Source organism: Luteimonas sp. A501, from assembly GCF_054052085.1.
In genome coordinates, this window is record NZ_JBSVRI010000001.1 from 77,762 (window position 1) to 101,793 (window position 24,032).

The window sequence follows — 24,032 nt, forward strand, 5'->3', positions numbered from 1 at the left end:
GCGACGGGTTCCCCTTGGGTGGTTCGGTGCACCCGGCGCGCAGCGGCGCCGGCCAACCGCAGGATCATGGTCCAAGCAAGTGCCATCAGGCAAACGCGCTGGCCGGCCCCGGCGGCGGCGCTGGTAGAATCGGGGGTCCCAAGACCCACGACAGACACGGCCGGTGCGCCGTTGCGGAGCAGAGCATGAACAGCTGGCTGAACGACGTCCTCGAGAACGACCCGGATCCGACCGAGTCCCGCGAGTGGCTGGAGTCCCTGAAGGCGGTCATCGACGCCGAAGGTACCGGGCGCGCCCACCAGCTGCTGGAAGGCATGGTCGAGCTGACCCGCCGCGCCGGAGCCCACCTGCCGTTTGCGCCGACCACCGAGTACATCAATACCATCCCGCCGCACCTGGAGCCGAAGATCCCCGGCGACCAGACCATGGAATGGCGCATCCGCTCGATCATCCGCTGGAACGCGATGGCGATGGTGGTGCGCGCCAACCGCAAGCCCGGCGACCTCGGCGGCCACATCGCCAGCTTCGCCTCCAGCGCCACGTTGTACGACGTCGGCTTCAACCACTTCTGGCGCGCGCCTTCGGAAGACCATCCCGGCGACCTGCTCTATATCCAGGGCCACTCGTCGCCGGGCATCTATGCGCGCTCCTTCCTGGAAGGCCGCATCAGCGAGTCGCAGATAGACAACCTGCGGATGGAGGTCGACGGCCGCGGCATTTCTTCCTATCCGCACCCCTGGCTGATGCCCGACTACTGGCAGACGCCCACCGTGTCGATGGGCCTGGGCCCGATCGCCGCGATCTACCAGGCGCGCAACTGGAAGTACCTCGAGGCCCGCGGCCTGATGCCGAAGTCCGACCGCAAGGTCTGGTGCTTCCTCGGCGACGGCGAGACCGACGAGCCGGAGAGCCTGGGTGCGATCTCGATCGCCGGCCGCGAGGGCCTGGACAACCTGGTCTTCGTCATCAACTGCAACCTGCAGCGCCTGGACGGCCCGGTGCGCGGCAACGGCAAGATCATCCAGGAGCTGGAAGGCAACTTCCGCGGTGCCGGCTGGAACGTACTCAAGACCATCTGGGGCAGCTACTGGGATCCGCTCCTGGCCCGCGACAAGGACGGCATCCTGCGCAAGCTGATGATGGAAACCGTCGACGGCGAATACCAGAACTGCAAGGCCTTCGGCGGCAAGTACACGCGCGACAACTTCTTCGGCAAGTATCCCGAGACCGCGGCGATGGTCGCCAACCTGTCCGACGACGACATCTGGCGCCTCAACCGCGGCGGCCACGACCCCCACAAGGTGTACGCGGCGTACCGGAGCGCGGTCGAGACCAAGGGCCAGCCCACGGTGATCCTGGCCAAGACGGTCAAGGGCTACGGCATGGGCTCGGCCGGCGAGGCGCTGAACCCGACCCACCAGACCAAGAAGCTCGATGACGAGGCCGTGCGCGCGTTCCGCGACCGCTTCAAGATCCAGCTCGACGACGAGCAGCTGAAGGACGGCGCGGTGCCGTTCTTCCACCCCGGCGAGAAGTCCGGGGAAATCGAGTACATGAAGGAGCGCCGCGCCGCGCTCGGCGGCTACCTGCCGCAGCGGCGCCGCAAGAGCACGGAGACGCTCGTCGCGCCGAAGCTGGAGGTGTACGAACGCCTGCTCAAGGACACCGGCGAGCGCGAGATCAGCACCACGATGGCGTTCGTGCAGTCGCTCGGCATCACGCTGCGCGACAAGAAGGTGGGCCCGCGCGTGGTGCCGATCGTCTGCGACGAGGCGCGCACCTTCGGCATGGAAGGCCTGTTCCGCCAGATCGGCATCTACGCGCCGGACGGCCAGAAGTACAAGCCGGTCGACCGCGACCAGCTGATGTACTACCGCGAGGACGCCACCGGCCAGGTGCTGCAGGAAGGCATCTCAGAGGCCGGTGCGTTCGCCTCGTGGATGGCGGCGGCGACCAGCTACAGCACCAACGACCTGCCGATGCTGCCGTTCTACATCTACTACTCGATGTTCGGCTTCCAGCGCATCGGCGATGCCGCCTGGCAGGCGGCGGACATGCGCGCGCGCGGCTTCCTGCTCGGTGCCACCGCCGGGCGCACCACGCTCAACGGCGAAGGCCTGCAGCACGAAGACGGCCACAGCCACCTGTTGGCCGGCGCCATCCCCAACTGCCGCGCCTACGACCCCACCTTCGCCGGCGAAGTGGCGGTGATCCTGCAGGAGGGCATGCGCCGCATGCTCGACGAGCAGCAGGACGAGTACTGGTACCTGACGCTGATGAACGAGAACTACGCCCACCCGGCGCTGCCCGAGGGCGCGGCCGAGGGCGTGATCCGCGGCATGTACCTGCTCAAGGACGCCGGCAAGCCGAAGAAGGGCGAGCTGCGCGTGCAGCTGATGGGCTCGGGCACGATCCTGCGCGAGGCGATCGCCGCGGCGGAGCTGCTGGACAAGGACTTCGGCGTCACCGCCGACATCTGGTCCTGCCCCAGCTTCACCGAGCTCAGCCGCGACGGCTTCGACGTCGAGCGCTGGAACCGCCACAACCCGGAAGCGAAGAAGCCGCGCAAGGCCTACATCACCGGGCTGCTTGAGGGCCGCCAGGGCCCGGCGATCGCCGCCACCGATTACGTCCGCGCCTTCGCCGACCAGGTCCGCGCCTTCGTGCCGATGCATTACACGGTGCTGGGTACCGATGGCTTCGGTCGTTCGGACACCCGTGCCAACCTGCGCCGCCACTTCGAGGTCGACCGCTGCCACATCGCCCACGCCGCGATCGCCGCGTTGGCGAAGGACGGCACGATGACCGCCAAGGACGCGGCGCGCGCGCTGAAGCTCTACAAGATCGACACGGAGCGCCCGAACCCGCTGCACGCCTGAGTCCACAGGACTTCCGGCGGGGGGGCTGCCTACCGCCGGAAGAGCTTTTTGCCACGGATTTACGCGGATAAGAGCGGATTTACGCGGATAAAGCAGAAGCTTTTAAAGCAGAAGCTTTGAATTACTTCCCGCGATCATTTGCTCCGCCCTCGCGACGCCGTGGCAAAAGCGCCCCGGCCGGATCCGCGTAATCCGCGTTGATCCGTGGCAAAAATGCTCTTGCTCCTGTCCGCCTTCAGTCCCCGGCGGCGGGCCGCATGTCGCCGGTCTCGATCAGCCGCTGGTGCCATGACAGGGCCTCGCCCAGCAGGTGCGGTGTGTGCTTGCCGTAGCCGTCGCGGCAGGCGCGGTCGAAATAGTCCTGCAGCATCGGCCGGAAATCCGGGTGTGCACAGTGCGCGATGATCTGCTTCGCACGCTGCGTGGGCGAGAGTCCGCGCAGGTCGGCCAGGCCCTGTTCGGTCACCAGCACCATGGTGTCGTGCTCGGTGTGGTCGACGTGGCTGGCCATCGGCACGATTCCGGAGACCTTGCCGCCCTTGGCGGTGCTGGGTGACATGAACACCGACAGGTAGCCGTTGCGCGCGAAGTCGCCCGAACCGCCGATGCCGTTCATGATCCGGCTGCCGGCGATATGGGTCGAATTGACGTTGCCGTAGATGTCGGCCTCGATCATGCCGTTCATGGCGATGCAGCCCAGGCGACGGATGATTTCGGGATGGTTGGAGATCTCCTGCGGCCGCAGCAGGATGCGCTTGCTGTAGAAATCCACGTTGGCGGTGAATTCCTCGATGCCCGCCGGGCTGAGCGAGAACGAGGTCGCCGACGCCATGCGCAACGTGCCGTCCTTGAGCAGGCCCAGCATGCCGTCCTGGATCACCTCGGTATAGGCGGCCAGTCCGCGGAAGCCGCTGCTGCCGAGGCCGGCGAGCACGGCGTTGGCAATGTTGCCCACGCCCGACTGCAGCGGAAGCAGTTGTTCCGTCAGGCGGCCGCGGCTGACTTCGTGGCGCAGGAATTCGATCAGGTGTCCGGCGATCTGCTCCGACGCTGCATCAGGCGGATTGAAGGGCGAGTTCCGGTCGGGAGCATGGGTTTCGACCACGGCCACGACCTTCGCAGGATCCACGCGCAGATAGGGTTCGCCGATGCGGTCATCCGGATGTTCGAGCAGGATCGGCTTGCGGTGCGGCGGCAAGGCGGTGCCGTGATACACGTCATGCATGCCATCGAGTGCGGCTGGCTGCCAGCTGTTCACCTCGAGGATGACCTTGTCGGCCTGTTCGAGCCAGGTTTTGTTGTTGCCGACCGACGACGAGGGAATGAGGCTGCCGTCTTCGCGGATCCCGGACACTTCCACCACGGCCACGTCGATGTCGCCGAAGAAGCCGAACCAGGTGTGCTGGGCGACGTGGCTGAGGTGGATGTCGATGTAATCCAGGGTGCCGGCGTTGATGCGGTCGCGCACGGCGGGGTCGGACTGGTAGGGCAGGCGCAGTTCCATGCCCTCGACCTTGGCCAGTGCGCCATCAAGCTCGGGTGCGGTGGAGGCCCCGGTCAACACCTTGATGCGAAAGCGCTCGCCCGCGGCGTTGGCGCGCTCCATGCGCGCCGCCAGGGCCTGCGGCACCGCCTTGGGATAGCCCGCGCCGGTGAAGCCGCTCATCGCCACCGTCACTCCCGGCTTGATCACCGCCGCGGCCTCGTCAGCGGACACCACGCGGTCGCGGAATAGGGGGTGCTGGATACGTTCGGTCACGACGGGGGCTCCGGGAATGGTTCGAGCCTCACATTTTAGGGCCTGCGAAGAGGTCCTTCGGTCGCGCACGGGGATGCACCGTTGCAACGCAGAGGCCCCCGCAAGCGGGGGCCTCGTGGTCACACTGTCGCTGCCGGTGGATCAGCGGCCGTCGCGGTCCGCATCGCCGGGCAGGCGATTCTCGACGCGGTGCCAGGCGTCCTTCACCGCAGCCTTGGCGTCCTGCCAGCCAAGGCGCGACTCGCCCTTGGCCTGCTCCCAGCCGCGCTCGAGTTCGGACTCGGTCTGCGGGGACCACGACGCCTGCGGACGCGAGGTGCGTGCCTGGGTGCCGTAGCGGTAGGCCGAGCGATAGTCGTCAAAACCGAAGCCGTCGCTGTAGTAGTCGGTCTTGTCGTACTGCTTCGAGTAGTGCTGGTCGGTGTCCTCATACGCGCTGTAGGTGCGGTCGGTGCGGGCGTAGGCGTCTTGCACCGCGGGACGCGCCGTGTCCCAGTCCAGGCTCGAGTCGCCGCGGGCCTCGTTCCAGCGCTGCTGGAGCTGCGGCTCGGCCTCGTTCCACTCGCGCTGGCCGGACTCGTTGCGGTATTCGGTGCCCATGCGGTAGGCGGGCGCGTAGTCGCGGTCGAAGTCGCGTTCGCCCTGGTAATACTCGCGGCTGCCGGCATCCTGTCGCCAGTATTCGACTTCAGCCGTCGGGTCGACGCGCTCGGCCAGCGACTTGCCGCCAGCGGCACCGCCCACGGCACCGATGCCGCCTCCGACCAGGGTGCCGATGGGACCGAAGAGGCTGCCGACCGCGGCACCGGCAAGTGCGCCGGCCGTACCGCCTGCGGCGACGCCGACGGGATGCGAGCCCGGGGCGCCACTGATCGGGTCGCGATTTGCGTCGGGGGAAGAGTCTCGATTGTTCATCTGTGCATTTCCTGCCGTCTGGGGGAACGTCGACTGTGGCGCGCGGCCGGTTGTGGTGGCGTGGAGGCTGCGCGCAGACGCGGATAACATTTGCCTGCGCGCAAGCCATTCAGGCAGGAAAGGTTTTTCTTCCGATTGAGGGGGCTTCCGGTTGATTGCTCCGGGAGGGTTCGCGCTGCCCGCCGTGGACGCAGGGGGGGATGCCCAGCCGGATTATTCGCGTCCTGCTCCCAGATCCGGCCGCCGGCCATCCATGGCCGGCTCTGGGCATCCCCCCCTGCATCCACGGCGGGCCCGGACCTTTTTCGCGGTTGGGGGGAGGAAGGCACCGCTCCCGGAGCCAAAAAAAGACACCGGCGCGTGGCCGGTGTCCGTCGGGTACCGCGGTTCCCGGACTTATTCGGCCGGGTCGACCCTCAGGCCCGTGGTATCGACATCGGTCACGCCGTCGATCCCGGACGCGATGCGAAGGGCCTCGTCGATCTGCGCTTGGCTGTCGACATCGCCGCTCAGGGTGACCACGCCGTTGACCGTCTCGACGTCGACCTGCAACCCGGCGACATCTTCGTCCGCGAGCAGGCTGGTCTTGACCTTGGTAGTGATCCAGGTGTCGTCGACAGGCTGGTCCGAATCACCCTTGGCGCGCTCGGTCTGCGGGTCGTTGTCATTGGCGACGGCGCTGCCACCGGCAACGAGCAGGGCGAGAGCGGCCGCGATGAGACCGGAGTGCTGGATGCGCGTGTTCATGTTCGATGCTCCGCTGTGGTGTGAGCTGGCGATGTTCCAGTGGCGTGCATCGACGTGACGTGAGCGGCGCAACCGTGGATGAATGCAACCGGGTTCATCCGGATTTCGCACCGGGTCGCAAACACTGTCCCGACCCCACGATAAAGAGGTGCCCCATGAAACACGCAAACAGCCTGGCCATCGGTCTTTCGCTCGCACTTTGCGTCGCCGGCACTGCCGTCGCCCAGGACGCGCGCACGTCCGCGGATGCCATGACCGCCCCCCAGGTCCAGGCAACGCTCGAAGCCCAGGGCTATACGAAGATCAACGACGTCGAGTTCGAAGACGGCGTCTGGAAGGCCGATGCGCGCAGCGCCGATGGCCAGCGCGTGGAGCTGCGCATCGATCCGGCCAACGGCACCGTCTATCCCGAAGACAAGGTCGCGGGCTTGAGCGAAGCCGACGTGCGCGCGAAGCTTTCGGCTGCCGGGTACGCCAAGGTGCATGACGTCGAGTTCGACAATGGCATGTGGACCGCCGAAGCCGACGACGCCAACGGCAAGAGCGTGGACCTCACCCTGGATCCCGACACGGGGCGGGTGGTTGGCAAGGCTCGCGACTGAGTCTGCGCGGTGGCATCGCGCGGCAAACCCCAGCGACGATGACGGGGCGCCTCCGGGCGCCCCGTTGCGCCTCGGTCAGGCGGAGTCGCCTGCGTCGGCAGCGTCGCGGAAATAGGGTTCGACGCTGCCGTTGATCTTCATCGTCATCGGATTGCCGCGACGGTCCAGCGCGCGACCCACGGCGACCCGGATCCAGCCCTCGCTGATGCAGTATTCCTCGACATTGGTGCGCTCGTCGCCGTTGAAGCGGATGCCGATGCCGCGCTGCATGGCCTCCTCGTCGTAGTGGGGACTGCGCGGGTCGTTGCTGAGGCGGTCGGGCGGGGTGGTCTGGGTCATCGTTGATTCCGTGCTGGAGCGCGATGCGTGCCGGACGGCGCGCGGCGCAAGAGGATACCCGGGCGCGGCCGTGGACGCCGCTCAGGCGGCCGGGCGCCCCTCGGGCGCACCGCGGCCCAGCAGGTCCGGAAGCGGGTCGCCGTCGGCCGTGAAGCCCAGGGATACGGAGTTCAGGCAGTGGCGCTCGCCGGTGGGCGGCGGGCCATCGGGGAAGACGTGGCCGAGGTGGCTGCCGCAGCGCGCGCAGACTTCTTCGACCCGCACCATGCCGTGGCTGCTGTCGCGCACGTAGCGGATGTGCGCGGGCTCCACGGGCGTGGTGAAACTGGGCCAACCGGTGCCGGAGTCGAACTTCGCGCTGGCGCGGAACAGCGGCAGGCCGCAGAAGCCGCAGGTATAGGTGCCCTCGCGCCTGTTGTCGAGGAAGGCGCCGCAGAACGGGGCCTCGGTCCCGTGCGCGAGCAGCACGCGGCGGGCCTCGTCGTCGAGGGCGTCGCTGAGCATGCGGCGGCTGGCATCGTCCGGCGGGGAGAGGTTGAAAGCGGTCATGCGCGGCTCCTGCGGGGGATCATCGCGTCCATTATCGCCCCCCACGGCGTTGCGGCGCCCCTGGCGGCGGGCATTGGCGATGACCGCGCGCATCTGCGCACGGTCGCGATGCCGGGAGATGGGCACCGCGCCGAGCACGATCGCGCGCTCGCGCAACTCGGCGGTGACGTCGTAATGGGCACCACTGGTCTTGTCCTGGAAGGCATGCCTCGGCATGCCCAGTGCGGTGGCAAACGCATGCAGCTCATCCAGCGTGTCCGCCATCAGGTGCGCCCAGCGGCGGCCGCGCCAGAATGTCACGGCGTCGTCGACATAGACCGCCATCGGGCCGTCAGTCGCTTCTGCTGGAGAGGTCGCGACGGATCCAGTCGTCGACCAGGCGCTTCTCGTGGCGCAGCGCGTCGCCCATCGCCACCGTGCCCCCGGCCCGCTGCAGGAACCCGAGGTCGGTGAGCTCGCGCTCTCCGCTGTCCACAACCTTGCCGGCGGCGTCGAAGCGCGTGTAGGCCAGGTCGATTCGCGGCGGGTAGATGTCGCGGACGATGCGCACATGATCGCTGCGCCCGGCGGCGGGTTCGAATTCGCCGGCGCGCTTGATGTCGGTGATCTCGACTTCAAGGCGCTCGCCGGGCGCGAGTGCCGCGGTAGCGCGCCGCGCAAGGTGCTTTGCGATGGTGCGGACCCAGTCGCCGTGCCTGGCTTCGAACCTGTTGCGGCTGAAGCGCAGTTCGCTGAATTCGGCCGGATCCGACCATGACACGGCCACCGGGCCCTCCTGCTCCAGGCTGCGCGGATAGTCGGGATCGGTCACGTTTATGGCCGCGGCCGTGCCTGCCAGCGACAGGGTGGCCACGAGGAAGGTGGCGGCGATGAAACCTGGAATGCGTCGGGCGCGAATCATGGCGGCGCTCCTTGCGGCGAGGAATTCCAGTCTGCTACCGGCGCCGACGGGCTGCAATCAATGTGCGGCCGGCGGACAAGCAGTGTTCAGAAGCGGGGCGAGCGCGTCCCATGCGTGCGTGGCGATCGCCGGCTGCGCGGCGGCGGTGGGATGCAGGTTGTCGTCCTGGAAGCTGGTGCGGTCACGGGCGACGGGCTCAAGCAGGAAGGGCAGCAGCGGGATGTCGAAGAAACCCGCCAGTCGTTCGTAGACCTGCTCGAAGCCCCGCGCGTACTCGGGGCCGAGGTTGGGCGGCATGCGCATGCCGACCAGCAGCACCTCGGCGCCGACGTGCTGCGACGCACCGATCATGCGCGCCAGGTTGCGATGCAGCTCGGCCAGCGGCAGGCCGCGGAGAGCGTCGTTGGCACCGAGTGCGATCACCACCACCGCGGGATGATGATGCAGGACCTCGCCGACCACCCGCGCCGAGCCGCCGGCGCTGGTCTCGCCGCTGATGCTGGCGTTGGCGATGCGGCAGCCGGGGTATTCATGCGCGATGCGCCCGGCGAGCAGCGAAACCCAGCCTTCATCGGCGGCCAGGCCGTAGCCGGCCGACAGCGAGTCGCCCATCACCAGGACCGTGCGCCGGCTGTCGTCACTGCCGTCGGCCTGCCGGGCGGACGCGGGCGGCGCGGCAATGAAGGCAAAGGCGGCCAGGGCCGGCAGCAGCATGGACAGGGCGCGCACCGGCAGGCGTCGCCCGGGGGGCAGGGTTCCTCTCAGCATCCGCGTTCTCCGTTTCGCGCCGTGGCTTCGCGACAGGAACACATGATGCCCGAGTGTCCCGCCGTGCAGCCCTCGACGTCGCATGCACCGGCTTGCAGGTGTCCGGCGTCGGAAGCCGGGTCTGAACGCCGGCGTGCCCCCGCCGCGGGCCTTTCACGTTGCATGGTCCGCGGCTCGCGCAGCATCGCCGCATCATCTGCCGGAGGATTGCCGAATGACGCCTGCCAAGCCACTTGCCCTGATGCTCTGCATGATCGGGACGGCGCTGCCGACGGCGTACGCGCGCCAGGACGCGCCGCCGTCGCAAGAGGCTGCCGCCACGGTGCCTGCCACGCATCCCGCGAACGATGCCGCCGCGGCCAGTGGAGATGACGCGATGCTGCGAGCGCAGGTGCTGCTGGATCGCGCGCATTTTTCGCCGGGCGAGATCGACGGCCACGGTGGCGGCAACACGCAGCGTGCGATCAGCGCATTCCAGCGCAGTCGCGGACTGGAGGCCAGCGGCGAGCTGGACGAGCCAACGTGGAAGGCGCTGGACATGGATGCGGCGCCGGTCCTGGTCGAGCATGTGATCACGGCCGCCGATATGGCGGGTCCGTTCAAGCCGCTGCCTGCCGACATGATGGAACAGTCCCGGCTGGAGGTGCTCGGCTTTGAAAGCGCGGCGGAGGCGCTGGGCGAGATGTTCCATGCCAGTCCAGGCCTGTTGCAGCGGCTGAACCCGGACAAGGACCTCGCCGTCGTGGGCACGCGCATCGTAGTGCCCGCGGTCGACGGCGGCGCACCGCTGCCGGCGGTCGCGAAGGTGGTGGTCGACAAGTCCGACTCCGTGGTTCGGCTGCTGTCCGCCGATGGCGGAGTCGTCGCCCAGTACCCTGCATCGACGGGCAGCGAACACGATCCGCTGCCGATCGGCGAGTGGACGATCAAGGGCGTCGCGCGCGATCCGACCTTCCATTACAACCCAGAACTGTTCTGGGACGCGGATCCTGCGCACGCCAAGGCCACGCTCGCACCCGGGCCCAACAATCCGGTTGGCGTGGCCTGGGTGGACCTGTCCAAGGAGCACTACGGCATCCACGGCACGCCGGCCCCGGCACACGTCGGCAAGACCGACTCCCACGGCTGCATCCGGCTGACCAACTGGAACGTGCTCGCGCTTGCGGCCGCGGTCGGGCCCGGCATGCCCGCGGTGCTGCAGGAATAGCGCATGAAGTACCTGGCCTGGATCTTTGCCGGCCTGCTGCTGGCCGCCGCCCTGCACGTGGCGACGGTGCCGCCCGCGGAGCGTGCGCGCATCCTGCGGATCGCGCCGGCGCCGCCTGCGATCGATCCGTCGACGCAGCCGGCTGCAGGCGTTCCCGCGCCAGCGACACCAGGGCCCACCGCCGGGACCACAGCCACAGCGGCAACAGGCAAACCGGCGGATACGCGCGTCGAGCCCCGCCCGGGACTTCCGCCGGACCGCAGTGGAGGCGCCGACGTCGTCGGCCAACCGCCCTCGGGCCTGATGCTGCCGGTCCGGGGCGTGGAGCCTTCGCAGCTCTCGCCGACGTTCGAAGATGCCCGCAGCGAAGGCCGCGTCCACGAGGCGCTGGACATCATGGCGCCCGCGGGCACGCCGGTGCTGGCGGTGGCCGACGGCCACGTCGAGAAGCTGTTCGACAGCCGACTGGGCGGGTTGACCATCTACCAGTTCGACCCCGACGCCCGCCATGCCTACTACTACGCGCACCTGGAGCGCTACGCGCCCGGGCTGGCGGAGCAGCAGCAGGTCCGCCAGGGCCAGGTCATCGGCTATGTCGGCAGCAGCGGCAATGCCGATCCCGCCGCGCCGCACCTGCATTTCGCCATTTTCGTGCTGGGCCCGGAAAGACAGTGGTGGAAGGGCACGCCGATTGATCCCTACCCGTTGTTCGCGGCCCGGCGCTGAGCTCTTGCGAGAGCACCGGGCGACGCCCCGCAGGCGACGGCAAGCCTGCCGCGCGCGCAGGGCCGATATCCTTGGCGTCCCCCGCACCAGGAAGCTTCCATGGCCGAACAGGCATCGACCGATACTGCCCGCACTCCCGCGCCCGCCCTCGTCGCGCAGTCCCTGGGCAAGCGCGTGCAGCTGCCCGGTGGCGAACTGGTCATCCTGGACGGCGTCGGCTTCAGCATCGCGCAGGGTGAAAGCGTGGCGGTGGTCGGGCCTTCGGGCTCGGGCAAGAGCACGCTGCTGTCGCTGCTTGCGGGCCTGGATGCGCCAAGCTCGGGCACGGTGACGGTCGATGGCGCGGCGCTGTCCACGCTCGACGAGGATGGCCGCGCAAAGGTGCGCGGCGACAAGGTCGGCTTCGTGTTCCAGAACTTCCAGCTGCTGCCTTCGCTGACGGCGCTCGAGAACGTGATGCTGCCGCTGGAGCTGCGCGGTGACGCCGATGCGCAATCGCCGGCACGCACTATCCTGGGTCGCGTCGGCCTGGGTGAACGCCTCGCTCACTACCCCCGGCAGCTGTCGGGTGGTGAGCAGCAGCGCGTGGCGGTGGCGCGCGCCTTCGTCACCGGGCCCTCGCTGCTGTTCGCCGACGAACCCACCGGCAACCTCGACACCACCACCGGCCAGGCCATCATCGAACTGCTGTTCGCGCTCAACCAGGATGCCGGCACCACGCTTGTGCTGGTGACGCACGACGAACACCTCGCCGCTCGCTGCGGGCGCACGCTGCGCATCGAAGGCGGGCGCCTGGTGGCCGACAGCGGCCCGGCGGCATGAAGGTCGCGCGGCTTGCCTGGCGCCAGCTGCGGCGCGACCTGGCCTCGGGCGACGTACGCATCCTGCTCGCGGCGCTGGTGCTCGCGGTGGTGGCGGTGACCGCGGTCGGCTTCGTCACCGATCGCGCCGCGCGCGCGCTGGCCATCGAGGCCAACCGCCTGCTCGGTGGCGACGCCGTGCTGCGCGGAGACGCGCCGATCGAAGGGCCGGCACGCGAAGCGTCGCGGGCCGCGGGTTTGCTGCACGCGGATACGGTCGAACTCGACACCATGGTGCGTGTCGGCCGGGGCGCGGAAGCGCAGCTGAAGCTCGGCGAGCTGCGCGCGATCGGCGAGGGCTTTCCGCTGCGCGGCGAATACCGCATCGCCGCTGCCGACGGCGTCGAGCGCGTGGCCGGTGGCGTGCCTGCACCGGGCACGCTGTGGATGAGCCGCGGCGGCGCCGAGACCCTGGGCGCCAACATCGGCGACCGCGTCGGCATCGGCACCCTGGAACTGCGGCTGGAGGCCCTGGTGCTGCAGGAGCCCGATGCCGCGCTCGACTATTTCAACGTTGCGCCGAAGGTCTTCATCCATCCCGATGACCTTGCCGCCACCGGCCTGGTGCAGGAGGGCAGCCGGATCCGCTACCGGCTGGTGGTTGCGGGCGACGCGGGCGCGGTTGAGCGCTTCACCGCCGTTGCGCGCGCCAACCTCGCGCGCGGACAGCGGCTGGAAACGGCCGCCGACGCGCGCCCCGAAGTGCGCTCGGCGCTTGATCGTGCAGGGCGCTTCCTCGGGCTGGCCGCGCTGGTGTCGGTGGTCCTGGCCGCGGTGGCGGTGGCCATGGCCGCGCGCCGTCACAGCGCGCGCCACCTGCAGGGTGCGGCGGTCATGCGCTGCCTCGGCGCCAGCCAGGCGACGCTGGCCGGCATCCACATCGGCGAGCTGCTGCTGCTCGGGCTGATGGCCTGTACCGCGGGCGTGGCCATTGCCTGGGGGCTGCAGTGGCTGATCGGCGGCTGGCTGGCCGGCATGCTCGGCATCGATATCCCGCCGGCGGGCGTGCTGCCGGCGCTTGGCGGCTATGGCGTGGGCATGGTGGTGCTGCTGGCGTTCGCGGTGCCGCCGGTGCTGGCCCTGCGCCGGGTGCCGGCGCTGAGCGTGCTGCGCCGCGACCTGGATCCCACCGAGCCGGCGGCGCTGGTCGTGCTGGCCGCCGGTGTCGCCGGGATTGGCGCGCTGCTGTGGTGGCAGGCGGGGTCGGCGACGCTCGCGATCGCGATGCTGGCCGGCATCGCCGCCACCCTGGGCGTGCTGGCGCTGTTGGCCTGGCTGATGATCCTGGCCGTGCGCCGGCTGCGCACGCGCCTGCGCGGTGCCGCGCGCTATGGCCTGGCCAACGTCAGCCGCCGCGCCGGCACCAGCATCGCCCAGGTGTCCGCGCTCGGCCTCGGCCTGATGGCCCTGCTGCTGCTGACCTTCGTGCGCACGGACCTGGTCGGGCGCTGGCAGCTGGCGCTGGCCGAGGAAGCGCCCAATCGCTTCATCGTCAACGTGCAGCAGGACCAGCTGGATGGCGTGGCCACGATCGCCGCGGGGCAGGGCCTGGCCGAACCGGTGCTGTACCCGATGGTCCGCGGGCGCCTGGCCACGCACAACGGCGCGGCGGTCAGCGGCAGCGACTTCAGCGCTGGAGAGGGTGGCGATGAGGACTCCCGCCGGGCGCAGCGCCGCGCCGACCGCGAATTCAACCTGTCCACCGCCACCGCGCTGCGTGACGACAACCGGGTTACCGCGGGCGCGTTCTGGGGACCGGGTGGTGGCAAGGGCACGGAGCTGTCGGTCGAGACCGGCTTCGCCGAGTCGCTGGGCTGGGCGCTGGGCGATCGCGTGGCCTTCGACATCGCCGGCCGCCGCATCGAGGGCCGGATCACCAGCCTGCGCGAGGTCGAGTGGGAGAGCTTCCGGCCGAACTTCTTCGTGCTGTTCTCCCCAGGCGCGCTGGACGCCTATCCGGCCAGCTGGATCACCGCGGTCAGCGTGCCGCAGGGCGATACCGCCTTCACGCGCGCGCTGGTGCAGCGCTACCCGAACGTCTCGGTGATCGACATCGACGCACTGCTCGAGCAGGTGCGAAATACCGCCGACCAGGTCTCGACCGTGGTTGAAGTGGTGTTCTGGTTCGCGCTCGCCGCCGGCCTGCTGGTGCTGCTGGCGGCGATCAGCGCCAGCCAGGACGAGCGCCTGCTGGAAGGCGGGGTCATGCGCGTGCTCGGCGCCAGCCGCCGCCAGCTGCGGCTGGCGCAGGCTTCGGAGTTCGCGGCCATCGGCCTGCTCTCGGGCCTGGTGGCCTCGGTCGCGGCCTCGGTGCTGGCCGGCGTGGTGGCCACGCAGGTGTTCGACCTGCCTTGGGAGCCGGACATCGCGATGGCGGTGCTCGGCGGCCTGGCCGGCATGCTCGCGGCGCTGGCGGCCGGGCTCTGGGCGACGCGGCGCGTGCTCGACGCGCCACCGGCGGTGACCCTGCGCGAACTGCAGGGCTGATGTTGCAGCCCGCCACGCGCCGGTCCGGCGCGTCGTGGCGGGCCCTGATCAGCCGGTGACGGCCTCGGCCTCGGCCTCGAAGCGCCGCGCATAGCTGCGCTCCTCGGCCACCGCGGCCACGTCGTCGTCGGGGCTGTCAGGCGCGCCATACACGGCGTAGGCGATCGTTCCGTCCTTGCGGCCGATCTGGCGCAGGCGGTAGCGCGGCTGCCCGCTGCCGGTATCCGGGGGATAGTGCGTGGGCGGGGTTTCGGCATCGATATCCAGCTCGCTGTTGTCGATGGGGCCGCCGACGAAGAGTGCGCGCATGCGTGGTTCCTTGTGGTCCGGGATGGGCCGATGCTGGCAAACCCGGCATTCGCGCCGGATGAAGCAAGCGTTTGCGGACCGTGCACGGGCGGGCGGCGCACTACAATTCCGTGCATCTTCGAATCGAGTCCCCAACCCTCAATGACCACCCACGGCGATGCCGCCCTCGACGCACTGCTCCTTCCCTTCGCCGACGGCACGCTGGCCCGCGAGGCGGGTGCGCTGTTCCTGCGTGCCCGTGCTGGCGCTGCGCTGCAGCCGCAGGACTGGCCGGGGCTAGCGTGCGAGAGCGTATTCAAGCCGGATGCCGAGGCCCTGCTGCGGGCCGGTTTCACGGTGACCGATGGACTCGCGGAGAGCTCCTCCGACGCCGCCGCCGCGGCGGATATCGGCGCCGACTTGGGCGAACGGCCGTTGGTGTTGCTGCTTCCGCCGCGCCAGCGCGACGAAGCGCGTGCTGCATTCGCCGAGGCCCTGGCGCGCGCGGCGCCGGGCGCGTACGTGGTCGCAAGCGTGGCCAACGATGCCGGCGCGAAGTCCGCCGAGGCCGATTTCGCACGCATCGCCGGTCCGGTCAGCACGCGCAGCAAGCACAAGTGCCGCGTGTTCTGGGCGCGCGCCGGGCAGGCCGGTTCGGAACCGGCGCTGGCGGCGCAGTGGCGCGTGCTCGACGCGCCGCGACTGATCGAAGGTGGCCGTTTCCTGAGCCGGCCGGGCGTTTTCGCCTGGGATCGCGTCGACCCGGCGTCTGCGCTACTCGCCCGGAACCTTCCAGCCGACCTTGCTGGCCGTGCCGCCGACCTCGGCGCCGGCTACGGCTACCTGTCGGCCGAATTGCTCGAGCGCTGCCCCGGCATCACCGCCCTGGACGCGTTCGAAGCCGACGCCCGCGCGCTGGCCCTGGCGCGGCACAACCTCGCCGGCCATGCGCCGCGCGTGGCGCTGGGTTTCCACTGGCAGGACGTGACCGCGGGCATTGCGACGGGCTACGACGTGCTGGTCAGCAATCCGCCGTTCCACGTACCCGACGGCCGCGAGCGTCCCGACGTCGGCCGCGCTTTCATTGCTGCAGCCGCCCAGGCGCTGCGCCCCGGTGGCAGGCTGTGGCTGGTCGCCAACCGGCACCTGCCCTATGAAGAGGCGCTGGGCGCCGGCTTCGGCGACGTGCGCCTGGTAGCGCAGGAGGGCGGGTTCAAGGTGGTGGAGGCGGTGAAGTCCACGGGCGCGCGCCCGCCGCGGCCCGCGCGTGAGCCACGTGAGCCGCGTGGCACCTGGGATGCGCGCGAGGCGCGGATGCGGCGATGAAGCTGGTCAAGACGCTGGCCAACCTGGGCCATGGCAGCCGCAAGCAGGTGGCGCTGATGTTCCGCGAAGGCCGGGTGACCGATGCCGCGGGCGAGGTGCTGTACGCGGACGACCAGCCCGACCGGGCCGACGTGCGCGTGGACGGCGAGCCGCTGGACCCGCCGCCGGGCCTGCTGCTGATGCTGCACAAGCCGGTCGGCTACACCTGTTCGAAGAAGGACCGCGGTCGCCTGGTCTACGACCTGCTGCCGGAGCGCTTCGCGCTGCGGCAGCCGACGTTGTCGACGGTCGGGCGCCTGGACCGCGAAACCAGCGGCCTGCTGCTGATGACCGACGATGGCCAGCTGCTGCACCGGATCATCTCGCCGAAGTCGAAGCTCGCGAAGGTGTACGAGGCGACGCTGGCGCAGCCGCTGCGCGGCGACGAAGTGGCGGCATTCGCCAGCGGCACGCTGATGCTCGAGTCCGACGACACGCCGCTGCTGCCGGCGGAACTCGCGGTCCTGTCGCCCACCCGCGCGCGACTGACCCTGCACGAGGGCCGCTACCACCAGGTGCGGCGGATGTTCGCGGCGGTGGGCAACCATGTGGCGGCCTTGCATCGGAGCCAGGTGGGCGGTCTGTCGCTGGCGGACCTCCCGGAAGGCGAATGGCGACTCCTGGACCCCCCCGCCCGCGAACAACTCTGGCTCTTGTAGGAGCGGCTATAGCCGCGAACAGATCGCCGGAACTGCCACCAGCTTGATTGCGCGGGTTTACGAGTGCAGGCGCGCGCCGCAGGAGCCGGCTGGCGGGGGGAGTGCTCCGCCCCGCCGCCAGCCATCCATGGCTGGAAGCGGGGGCGTGGGCCATCCATGGCCCACTCTCCGCACTCCCCCCGCCATCCGGCTCCTGCACCACCGTCGTCGCGCTGTTGCGGCGAAAATGCCGCGTACCGGTGGGCTCTAGAAACCCTCCGAAGCCGCAAACCCCGGACTCGCGAAAGCGGGACTCTCCGAGGGGGACATGGACAGCGCACATGGATGTGCGCGGAAGGCGAATCAGCCATGGACGGCTGCTTCGCCGGTCCATGTCCCCCTCGGAGAGGCACGCTCCCTCCCGAAGCCCGCAGACCCCAGCTCCTGGCTCCTCGGCCTTGATCCTGATCCCGCCTCTCGCCCTGCCGCAGCTCCGACGACCGCCTAGAACAGGTCACGCCAGCCGGCATGCCCCAGCTTCTGCAGCGTCTCGATATTGCGCTCCACGATCTCGTCGGGATCGGGAAACGCCTCGACCGCGCGCGAGACGCTGTCTTCGCGGAGAAGATGCAGGGTCGGCCAGGGCGAGCGGTTGGTGTGGTTGGCAATGTCGTCCGGCTCACTGCCGGCGAACTGGTACTGCGGGTGGAAGCTCGCGACCTGCAGCTCGCCTTCGAGGCCGAGTTCCGCGACCAGCGCGTCGGCGGTCTCGAGGAAGTCGTTGTAGTCGAGGAAGTCAGCCAGCACGTGCGGATGCACGATCAGCGTCGTGTCGACATCGGCCGCCGGCGTGTCGCGCAGGCGCGCCAGCTCCTCGCCGAGTTCGCCGAGCAGTGCCACCTCGTCGCGAGCCTCGCTCAGCACCATCCGCACCTGGTCCTTGTTGACCACGGCCTTGGCGAAGGGGCAGAGGTTGAGGCCGATGACGGCGCGTTCAAGCCAGCGCCGGGTGTCTTCGAGCGGATCCATCAGTCGCGGAAGTTGTCGAACTGCAGGGGAAGCTCGAATTCCTTGCTCCGCAGCAGCGCCATCGCGGCCTGCAGGTCGTCGCGCTTCTTGCCGGTCACGCGCAGCTTGTCGCCGTTGATCTGGGTCTCGACCTTGAGCTTGGCGGCCTTGATCTCGGCGCCGATCTTCTTTGCCAGGTCGCGCTCGATGCCCTGCTTGACGGTGACCTTCTGGCGCGCGCCGGCGAGGTTGGTCTCGACGTCGCCGAACTCCAGGCAGCGGGTGTCGATCTTCCGCGCCGCGAGGCGGGCACGCAGGATGTCGGTCATCTGCTGCAGCTGGAACTCGCTTGGCGCGCGCTGGGAGATCACCGCGTCCTCGCGTTCGAAGGAGGCGTCGATGCCCTTGAAGTCGAAGCGCGTCGTCAGCTCGCGGTTGGCCTGGTCGACGGCGTTGGTCAGCTCGTGGGTGTCGACTTCGGAGATGATGTCGAAGGACGGCATGGCGCGGTAACCACCTTGGGATGAAGGGGCCTCAGGGTACCGCAACGCGATCGGCGCGGGCCTCGTGCATCATGTGCGGCTCGCGCCCGCAGCGGCGTTCCCGGAGCGCCACCCGTGCACGATTCCGCCGCCGACGCCGTGGCCGCGCGCGACCACCGCCGCGCCATCGCCGCGATGCTGGTCGCGGTCGCCGTGCTGTGCGTGATGGACGCCTGCATGAAGCAGTTGGCGGGTCACTATCCGCCGATGCAGGTGGCGGCGCTGCGCGGACTGGTGGGCTTGCCGCTGGTGCTGGCCTGGGCGGCCGCGACCACCGGCCTGCGGCCGCTGTTGCGCATCCACTGGCCGCTGCACCTGTTGCGAGGCGTGCTGGGCGTGGCGTTCCTGTCGTGTTTCGTTGCCGGCCTGCGCGACCTGCCGATGTCGACCGCGTACGCGATCACCTTCGTCGGGCCGCTGCTGGTCACCGCGCTGGCGGTGCCGCTGCTGCGCGAACACGTCGGGCCGCGGCGCTGGACGGCGATCGTGGTCGGCATCGTCGGTGTGCTGGTGGTGCTGCGGCCGGGCGGGGAGGGCGTGCTCACGCACGCGGGCCTGCTGGTGCTGTTTGCCACGGTCTGCTACGCGGCATCGGTCGTGATCGTGCGCATGCTGGCGCAGCGCGACAGTGCGCAGTCACTGGTGTTCTGGTTCCTGGCGATGGTCGCGATCGGCGCCGGGCTGCTGGCCTGGCCGCAGTGGGTGCCCTTGCGCATCGCCGATGCCTGGCTGCTGGCCGGCATCGCCGTGTCCGGCACCCTCGGGCAGGTCGCGCTGACCCACGCGTTCCGCCTTGGCCAGGCCTCGCTGATCGCACCGCTGGAATACACCGCGCTGCTGTGGGTGGTGCTGCTGGACCTGCTGCTGTGGCAGGCCCTGCCCGACGGCATGACCTGGCTGGGCGCGGCGATCATCGTCGTCAGCGGGCTGTACATGATGCGGCGGGAGCGGGTGGTCAAGGCGCAGCCGGTGGCAAACGACGGAAGCTGATCCGGATTGCCGCGAGCGGCCGGCACCGGAAACGGAAACGGGCCCCGCAGGGCCCGCCTCCATCGGTTGCGGGGGCCAGCGATCAGAAGCGCGCGCCAACGCCGACGCCGAGGACCACCGGGTCAAGCTTGGCCTCGCCGGCGTCCACGCCGTTGATCTTCACGTCGGAATCGGCCTGGAAGTAGCGCGCATCGGCGCGCGCGAACCAGGTCGGGGTGATGTTGACGTCCATGCCGACCGTCGCCACCGCACCCTTGGCGGTCTCTATGCCGACGCGGTCGCCGGTGGGCGTGGCGCTCTCGTTGTCGTAATTGGTCTCGTGGTAGCCGAGGCCGACGAACGGGCGAATGGTGCTGTCCGGGGTGCCGAAGCGGTACTGGCCGCTCAGCGAGTACGGCTGCGCATCCACGCTGCCGACCTTGCCGCCGCCGGCATTCACGCGCTGGCCATAGCTGTCCGCGGCCCAGGCTTCAACGCCCCAGTTGTCGGTGATGTGGTACGTCACGCCAAGCGTGGGCGTGCCCTCACCCTCGAATTCGGTGCGGGTACCGGCGATCTCGGGGTTGCGGGTCGGTTCCACCATCGAATAGCCGGCGACGACGGAGACGCGCTTGTCGGCGGTGTCGCCGGCGTCCTGGGCGAAAGCGACGGGGGTGGCGGCGATGGCCAGTGCGGCCGGAATCAGGAACTTCATGGGGGACATGGGGGAGTCTCCTCGTTACGAACATATGGTCCCGGGATGGGACGGCGCCACCCTATCGATGCGCGCATGAATCGCGCTTGTCGCGGCGGAAGATGAGCGGGAACTTCCACACGCGCGGTTCATCCGCTGCACCCCGCGTCCACGCCGGTGAATCGCGGATGAGCGCGGGCGCGGGGCGGCGCGCTTGGCGCATGCAGCGGGCGGGGCCACAATAGCGACCCGACCGATCGCCCCGTGGAGACCCCGATGGCCAGCCCCCAGGAAGCACGCGTACCGGACATCGGAGGTTTCGACGACGTTCCGGTGATCGAGGTGCTGGTCGCCGTCGGCGACAAGGTCGACAAGGACCAGAGCCTCATCACCCTCGAATCCGACAAGGCCACGATGGAGGTGCCGGCGCCGTTCGCGGGCACCGTGCGCGAGGTCAAGGTGAAGGTTGGCGACACGCTGTCCGAAGGTGGCGTGGTGGCGCTGATCGAGCCATCCGAGGCCGACGCCAACGCAGCCGGGGATGCCGGTTCCGCAAGCGCTGCGCCCGCGGCCGGTGGCGACGCTGGCGCTGCGGAGCGTGCCCAGCCCGAAGCGGACGCGAAGGCCACGCCCGCCGCCGAAACCGGGACCAGGGTCCAGCCCTTGGCCGTTCCCGAGGCCGCCGACAACATCGCCCAGGCCTCGATCGACCACCAGGCCGGCGTGGCGGCGGCCGAAGACACGGCGCCGCCGCGGCGCTTCGACGCCGAGGCCCTGATGCCGGGCAAGGTGCCCTATGCCAGCCCCGCGGTGCGGCTGTTCGCGCGCGAACTCGGCGTCGACCTGCTGCAGGTCAAGGGCAGCGCGCGCAACGGGCGGATCACGCGCGAGGACGTGCAGCAGTTCGTCAAGGGCGCGCTGCAGGGCGGCGCCCCGGCGGGCGGCGCGGTCGCCGGTGGCGCGGGCCTGTCGCTGCTGCCATGGCCGAAGGTCGACTTCTCGAAGTTCGGCGAAGTCGAGGAGCAGCCACTGACCCGGATCCAGAAGATCAGCGGCGCCAACCTCGCGCGCAACTGGGCGATGATTCCGCACGTCACCCAGCACGACAGTGCCGACGTGACCGATCTCGAGGCGCTGCGCGTTGCGCTGAACAAGGAGAACGAGCGTGCCGCCGCCAAGGGAGAAGGCACCAAGCTGACCATGCTCGCCTTCATCATGAAGGCCAGCGTCGTGGCGCTGCAGAAGTTCCCGGAGTTCAACGCCTCGCTCGATGCCAGCGGCGAAACGCTGACCCTGAAGAAGTATTTCAACATCGGCTTCGCCGCCGACACGCCCAAGGGCCTGATGGTCCCGGTGGTGCGCGACTGCGACCGCAAGGGCATCAACGAGATCGCGCAGGAAACCTCGGTGCTGGCGAAGAAGGCGCGCGAGGGCAAGATCGGCCCGGCGGACATGTCCGGCGGCTGCTTCTCGATCAGCTCGCTGGGCGGCATCGGCGGCACCTCGTTCACCCCGATCATCAACGCCCCCGAGGTCGCGATCCTGGGCGTGTCGAAGTCGGCGATGCAGCCGGTCTGGAACGGCGAGAAGTTCAAACCGCGGCTGATGCTGCCGCTGTCGCTTTCCTACGACCACCGGGTGATCGACGGTGCCGCGGCGGCGCGCTTCACCGCCTATCTCGCACAGCTGCTCGGCGACATGCGCCGGGCGATGCTCTGAGGGCGCTGACATGGCGAACGCGATCGAAGTGAAGGTTCCCGACATCGGCGGCCTGGACGGCGTACCGGTGATCGAAGTGCTGGTGGCAGTCGGCGACACCGTCGCCGTCGACCAGGGGCTGGCGACGCTGGAGTCGGACAAGGCGACGATGGAAGTGCCCTCGTCGGCCGCCGGCGTGGTGCGCGAGCTCAGGGTCAAGGTCGGCGACACCGTGACCGAGGGCAGCGTGGTGGTGGTGCTGGAAGCCGAGGCGTCCGCGGACGCTGCGGACAAGGCAGGGGACAAGGCCGCGGGCGACGCGGCTGGCAAGGCCAAGGGTGACGCCGTCGGCAAGCCCGGCGCAGCGGCAAAAAGCCCCGCTCCCGCCGATGACGCCGGCCCCGGCAAGCCACCGGTGGCCCGCTCGCATCGCGCCCCTGCCGAACCGGAGGTGCCTGCACCCGCGGCACCCAGCGGCCGCAAGGCCGACATCGAGTGCGCCCTGGTCGTGCTCGGCGCCGGCCCCGGCGGCTACACCGCCGCCTTCCGCGCCGCCGACCTCGGCATGGACGTCGTCCTGGTCGAGCGCTACGGGCAGCTCGGCGGCGTCTGCCTCAACGTCGGCTGCATTCCGTCCAAGGCGCTGCTGCACGCCGCCGGAGTGATCGACGAGGCCGCGCACGCCGCCGATTACGGCATCAGCTTCGGCAAGCCGAAGATCGATATCGACGCCCTGCGCGGCCACAAGGAGGGCGTGGTCGGCCAGTTCAACAAGGGCCTGGCCGGGATGGCGAAGCAGCGCAAGGTGCGCGTGGTCACCGGCAGCGGCAGCTTCGCCTCGACCAACGAGATCGAGATCACCGGCAGCGATGGCAAGGTCCAGCTGCTGCGCTTCGAGCAATGCATCATCGCCGCCGGTTCGCAGGCGCTGGAGCTGCCGGGCTTCCCCTGGGACGACCCGCGGGTGATGGACTCCACCGACGCGCTTGAACTCGCCGGGGTGCCGAAGAAGCTGCTGGTCGTGGGCGGCGGCATCATCGGTCTGGAGATGGCGACGGTGTACCGCGCGCTGGGCAGCGAGATCACCGTGGTCGAGTTGGCCGACCAGCTGATGCCGGGCGCCGACAAGGACCTGGTCAAGCCGCTTGCCGATCGGCTGAAGAAGCAGGGCGTGGCGATCCACCTGAAGACGAAGGTGGTGGACGCCAAGGCCCGTAAAAACGGCATCAGCTGCAGCTTCGAAGGCGACAGCATCCCCGACGGCAAGCTCTACGACCGCGTGCTGGTGGCGGTGGGTCGCGTCCCGAACGGTGGCCGCATCGGCGCCGAAAAGGCCGGGATCACAGTCGGCGAGCGCGGCTTCATCGAGGTCGACGCGCAGATGCGCACCAACGTGCGCCACGTCTTCGCCATCGGCGACCTGGTCGGCCAGCCGATGCTGGCCCACAAGGCGACGCACGAGGGCAAGCTCGCGGCCGAAGTGGCCGCCGGCGAGAAGCGCGAGTGGATCTCGCGGGTGATCCCGTCGGTCGCCTATACCGATCCCGAGATCGCCTGGGTGGGCGTCACCGAAACCGAGGCGAAGGCGAAGGGCATCAAGCCCGGCGTGGCCAAGTTCCCGTGGGCGGCGAGCGCGCGCGCGGTCGGCATCGGCCGCGGCGAGGGCTTCACCAAGCTGCTGTTCGACGAAGAGACGAAGCGCGTCATCGGCGGCGCCATCGTCGGCGTGCACGCCGGTGAGCTGATCGCCGAGGTCGCGCTTGCGATCGAGATGGGCGCCGAAGCCGCCGACATCGGCCACACCATCCACCCGCATCCGACGCTCTCGGAGTCGGTGGCGATGGCGGCCGAGGCCTTCGAGGGCACCATCACCGACCTCTACATGCCGAAGAAGCGCGGCTGAGGCCACGCGCTGCCCTGTTAAAAGCGTGACCCCGTCCGCGCTTGCCGCGGACGGGGTCCGCCTTTCCGGCCGATCTAGGGCCGGCCCCATCTGTCGCTGCCTCCCCTTCGGCCGCCAACTCGCCTGACGGGCCATCGACGCCCGTTCCGGGCGCTTGGGGATGCCTGGATCCCGCGCGCAAGCGCAAC

At 69.7% G+C, this 24,032-nt stretch carries 22 protein-coding genes and 1 pseudogene; 11 read left to right on the forward strand and 12 right to left on the reverse strand.

The features are described 5' to 3' along the window. The first annotated feature begins 185 nt into the window (after positions 1 to 185). A complete protein-coding gene (gene aceE, locus ACW7G5_RS00360) occupies positions 186 to 2,879 on the forward strand; it encodes a pyruvate dehydrogenase (acetyl-transferring), homodimeric type (protein WP_457000842.1) in 2,694 nt (897 codons plus the stop codon). Between the two features lie 235 nt (positions 2,880 to 3,114). Here aceE and ACW7G5_RS00365 read toward each other — a convergent pair whose 3' ends face one another. The 3 genes from ACW7G5_RS00365 to ACW7G5_RS00375 all read right to left on the reverse strand — a co-directional run bounded on the left by ACW7G5_RS00365 (position 3,115) and on the right by ACW7G5_RS00375 (position 6,300). Continuing rightward, positions 3,115 to 4,638 carry an acetyl-CoA hydrolase/transferase family protein gene (locus ACW7G5_RS00365; RefSeq protein WP_457000843.1) on the reverse strand — a complete coding sequence of 508 codons (1,524 nt, stop codon included), beginning with the start codon at positions 4,636 to 4,638 and terminating at the stop codon, positions 3,115 to 3,117. A gap of 141 nt (positions 4,639 to 4,779) precedes the next feature. After that, positions 4,780 to 5,553 (reverse strand): hypothetical protein, encoded by a 774-nt coding sequence (locus ACW7G5_RS00370; protein ID WP_457000845.1) that lies wholly within the window; start codon positions 5,551 to 5,553, stop codon positions 4,780 to 4,782. 396 nt (positions 5,554 to 5,949) lie between these two features. Next, complete coding sequence (locus tag ACW7G5_RS00375; RefSeq protein ID WP_457000847.1) at positions 5,950 to 6,300, reverse strand: BON domain-containing protein; 351 nt, start codon at positions 6,298 to 6,300, stop codon at positions 5,950 to 5,952. A gap of 155 nt (positions 6,301 to 6,455) precedes the next feature. Between ACW7G5_RS00375 and ACW7G5_RS00380 the strand changes: the two genes are divergently transcribed. After that, positions 6,456 to 6,902: a PepSY domain-containing protein gene (locus ACW7G5_RS00380; protein ID WP_457000849.1), complete on the forward strand. Its 447-nt coding sequence runs from the start codon at positions 6,456 to 6,458 to the stop codon at positions 6,900 to 6,902. Positions 6,903 to 6,977: 75 nt separating this feature from the next. On the opposite strand, the gene ACW7G5_RS00385 is transcribed toward ACW7G5_RS00380, so the two are convergent. From ACW7G5_RS00385 to ACW7G5_RS00405, 5 genes and pseudogenes are all read right to left on the reverse strand, one after another. Then, the gene (locus ACW7G5_RS00385; RefSeq protein ID WP_343256181.1) at positions 6,978 to 7,241 is read right to left on the reverse strand and encodes a DUF3297 family protein; all 264 of its coding nucleotides are present in this window, start codon (positions 7,239 to 7,241) and stop codon (positions 6,978 to 6,980) included. An 81-nt stretch (positions 7,242 to 7,322) separates the two neighbouring features. Then, positions 7,323 to 7,790, reverse strand: a complete 468-nt coding sequence (gene msrB / locus ACW7G5_RS00390) for a peptide-methionine (R)-S-oxide reductase MsrB (RefSeq protein WP_457002786.1) — start codon at positions 7,788 to 7,790, stop codon at positions 7,323 to 7,325. Between the two features lie 54 nt (positions 7,791 to 7,844). After that, positions 7,845 to 8,114 (reverse strand): annotated as a pseudogene (locus tag ACW7G5_RS00395) (DUF4031 domain-containing protein); the annotation flags it as partial. Positions 8,115 to 8,121: 7 nt separating this feature from the next. After that, positions 8,122 to 8,691, reverse strand: a complete 570-nt coding sequence (locus tag ACW7G5_RS00400; protein WP_457000851.1) for a DUF3016 domain-containing protein — start codon at positions 8,689 to 8,691, stop codon at positions 8,122 to 8,124. Positions 8,692 to 8,748: 57 nt separating this feature from the next. Continuing rightward, the gene (locus ACW7G5_RS00405) at positions 8,749 to 9,459 is read right to left on the reverse strand and encodes an arylesterase (RefSeq protein WP_457000853.1); all 711 of its coding nucleotides are present in this window, start codon (positions 9,457 to 9,459) and stop codon (positions 8,749 to 8,751) included. Positions 9,460 to 9,673: 214 nt separating this feature from the next. On the opposite strand from ACW7G5_RS00405, the gene ACW7G5_RS00410 reads away from it, so the two are divergent. The 4 genes from ACW7G5_RS00410 to ACW7G5_RS00425 all read left to right on the forward strand — a co-directional run bounded on the left by ACW7G5_RS00410 (position 9,674) and on the right by ACW7G5_RS00425 (position 14,739). Further along, complete coding sequence (locus tag ACW7G5_RS00410; protein ID WP_457000855.1) at positions 9,674 to 10,666, forward strand: L,D-transpeptidase family protein; 993 nt, start codon at positions 9,674 to 9,676, stop codon at positions 10,664 to 10,666. Between the two features lie 3 nt (positions 10,667 to 10,669). Next, entirely contained in the window at positions 10,670 to 11,392 is a 723-nt protein-coding gene (locus ACW7G5_RS00415; RefSeq protein ID WP_457000857.1) for a M23 family metallopeptidase, read from the forward strand. A 99-nt stretch (positions 11,393 to 11,491) separates the two neighbouring features. Further along, positions 11,492 to 12,214, forward strand: a complete 723-nt coding sequence (locus ACW7G5_RS00420) for an ABC transporter ATP-binding protein (RefSeq protein ID WP_457000859.1) — start codon at positions 11,492 to 11,494, stop codon at positions 12,212 to 12,214. Next, positions 12,211 to 14,739, forward strand: coding sequence for an ABC transporter permease (locus ACW7G5_RS00425; RefSeq protein WP_457000861.1), 2,529 nt, complete (start codon positions 12,211 to 12,213; stop codon positions 14,737 to 14,739). The genes ACW7G5_RS00420 and ACW7G5_RS00425 overlap by 4 nt, the downstream gene beginning before the upstream one ends. Before the next feature lie 48 nt (positions 14,740 to 14,787). On the opposite strand, the gene ACW7G5_RS00430 is transcribed toward ACW7G5_RS00425, so the two are convergent. After that, positions 14,788 to 15,048, reverse strand: a complete 261-nt coding sequence (locus tag ACW7G5_RS00430; RefSeq protein ID WP_457000863.1) for a hypothetical protein — start codon at positions 15,046 to 15,048, stop codon at positions 14,788 to 14,790. 141 nt (positions 15,049 to 15,189) lie between these two features. Between ACW7G5_RS00430 and ACW7G5_RS00435 the strand changes: the two genes are divergently transcribed. Continuing rightward, positions 15,190 to 16,353, forward strand: a complete 1,164-nt coding sequence (locus ACW7G5_RS00435; RefSeq protein WP_457000865.1) for a class I SAM-dependent methyltransferase — start codon at positions 15,190 to 15,192, stop codon at positions 16,351 to 16,353. Then, positions 16,350 to 17,051: a pseudouridine synthase gene (locus ACW7G5_RS00440; RefSeq protein ID WP_457000867.1), complete on the forward strand. Its 702-nt coding sequence runs from the start codon at positions 16,350 to 16,352 to the stop codon at positions 17,049 to 17,051. The genes ACW7G5_RS00435 and ACW7G5_RS00440 overlap by 4 nt, the downstream gene beginning before the upstream one ends. Positions 17,052 to 17,534: 483 nt before the next feature. Here ACW7G5_RS00440 and ACW7G5_RS00445 read toward each other — a convergent pair whose 3' ends face one another. Continuing rightward, positions 17,535 to 18,059 (reverse strand): DUF1415 domain-containing protein, encoded by a 525-nt coding sequence (locus ACW7G5_RS00445; protein ID WP_457000868.1) that lies wholly within the window; start codon positions 18,057 to 18,059, stop codon positions 17,535 to 17,537. Further along, positions 18,059 to 18,541 (reverse strand): YajQ family cyclic di-GMP-binding protein, encoded by a 483-nt coding sequence (locus ACW7G5_RS00450; RefSeq protein WP_457000869.1) that lies wholly within the window; start codon positions 18,539 to 18,541, stop codon positions 18,059 to 18,061. Before ACW7G5_RS00450 ends, ACW7G5_RS00445 begins: the two co-directional genes overlap by 1 nt. Before the next feature lie 174 nt (positions 18,542 to 18,715). On the opposite strand from ACW7G5_RS00450, the gene ACW7G5_RS00455 reads away from it, so the two are divergent. Beyond that, positions 18,716 to 19,570 (forward strand): DMT family transporter, encoded by an 855-nt coding sequence (locus ACW7G5_RS00455; RefSeq protein ID WP_457002788.1) that lies wholly within the window; start codon positions 18,716 to 18,718, stop codon positions 19,568 to 19,570. An 82-nt stretch (positions 19,571 to 19,652) separates the two neighbouring features. Here the strand turns inward: ACW7G5_RS00455 and ACW7G5_RS00460 are convergent, their stop codons facing one another. After that, entirely contained in the window at positions 19,653 to 20,273 is a 621-nt protein-coding gene (locus ACW7G5_RS00460) for an OmpW/AlkL family protein (protein ID WP_457000871.1), read from the reverse strand. Positions 20,274 to 20,519: 246 nt separating this feature from the next. On the opposite strand from ACW7G5_RS00460, the gene ACW7G5_RS00465 reads away from it, so the two are divergent. After that, complete coding sequence (locus ACW7G5_RS00465; protein WP_457000873.1) at positions 20,520 to 21,962, forward strand: dihydrolipoyllysine-residue acetyltransferase; 1,443 nt, start codon at positions 20,520 to 20,522, stop codon at positions 21,960 to 21,962. 10 nt (positions 21,963 to 21,972) lie between these two features. Continuing rightward, on the forward strand, positions 21,973 to 23,844 hold the full coding sequence (lpdA, locus tag ACW7G5_RS00470; RefSeq protein WP_457000874.1) for a dihydrolipoyl dehydrogenase: 1,872 nt from the start codon (positions 21,973 to 21,975) through the stop codon (positions 23,842 to 23,844). The last annotated feature ends 188 nt before the right edge of the window (positions 23,845 to 24,032 follow it).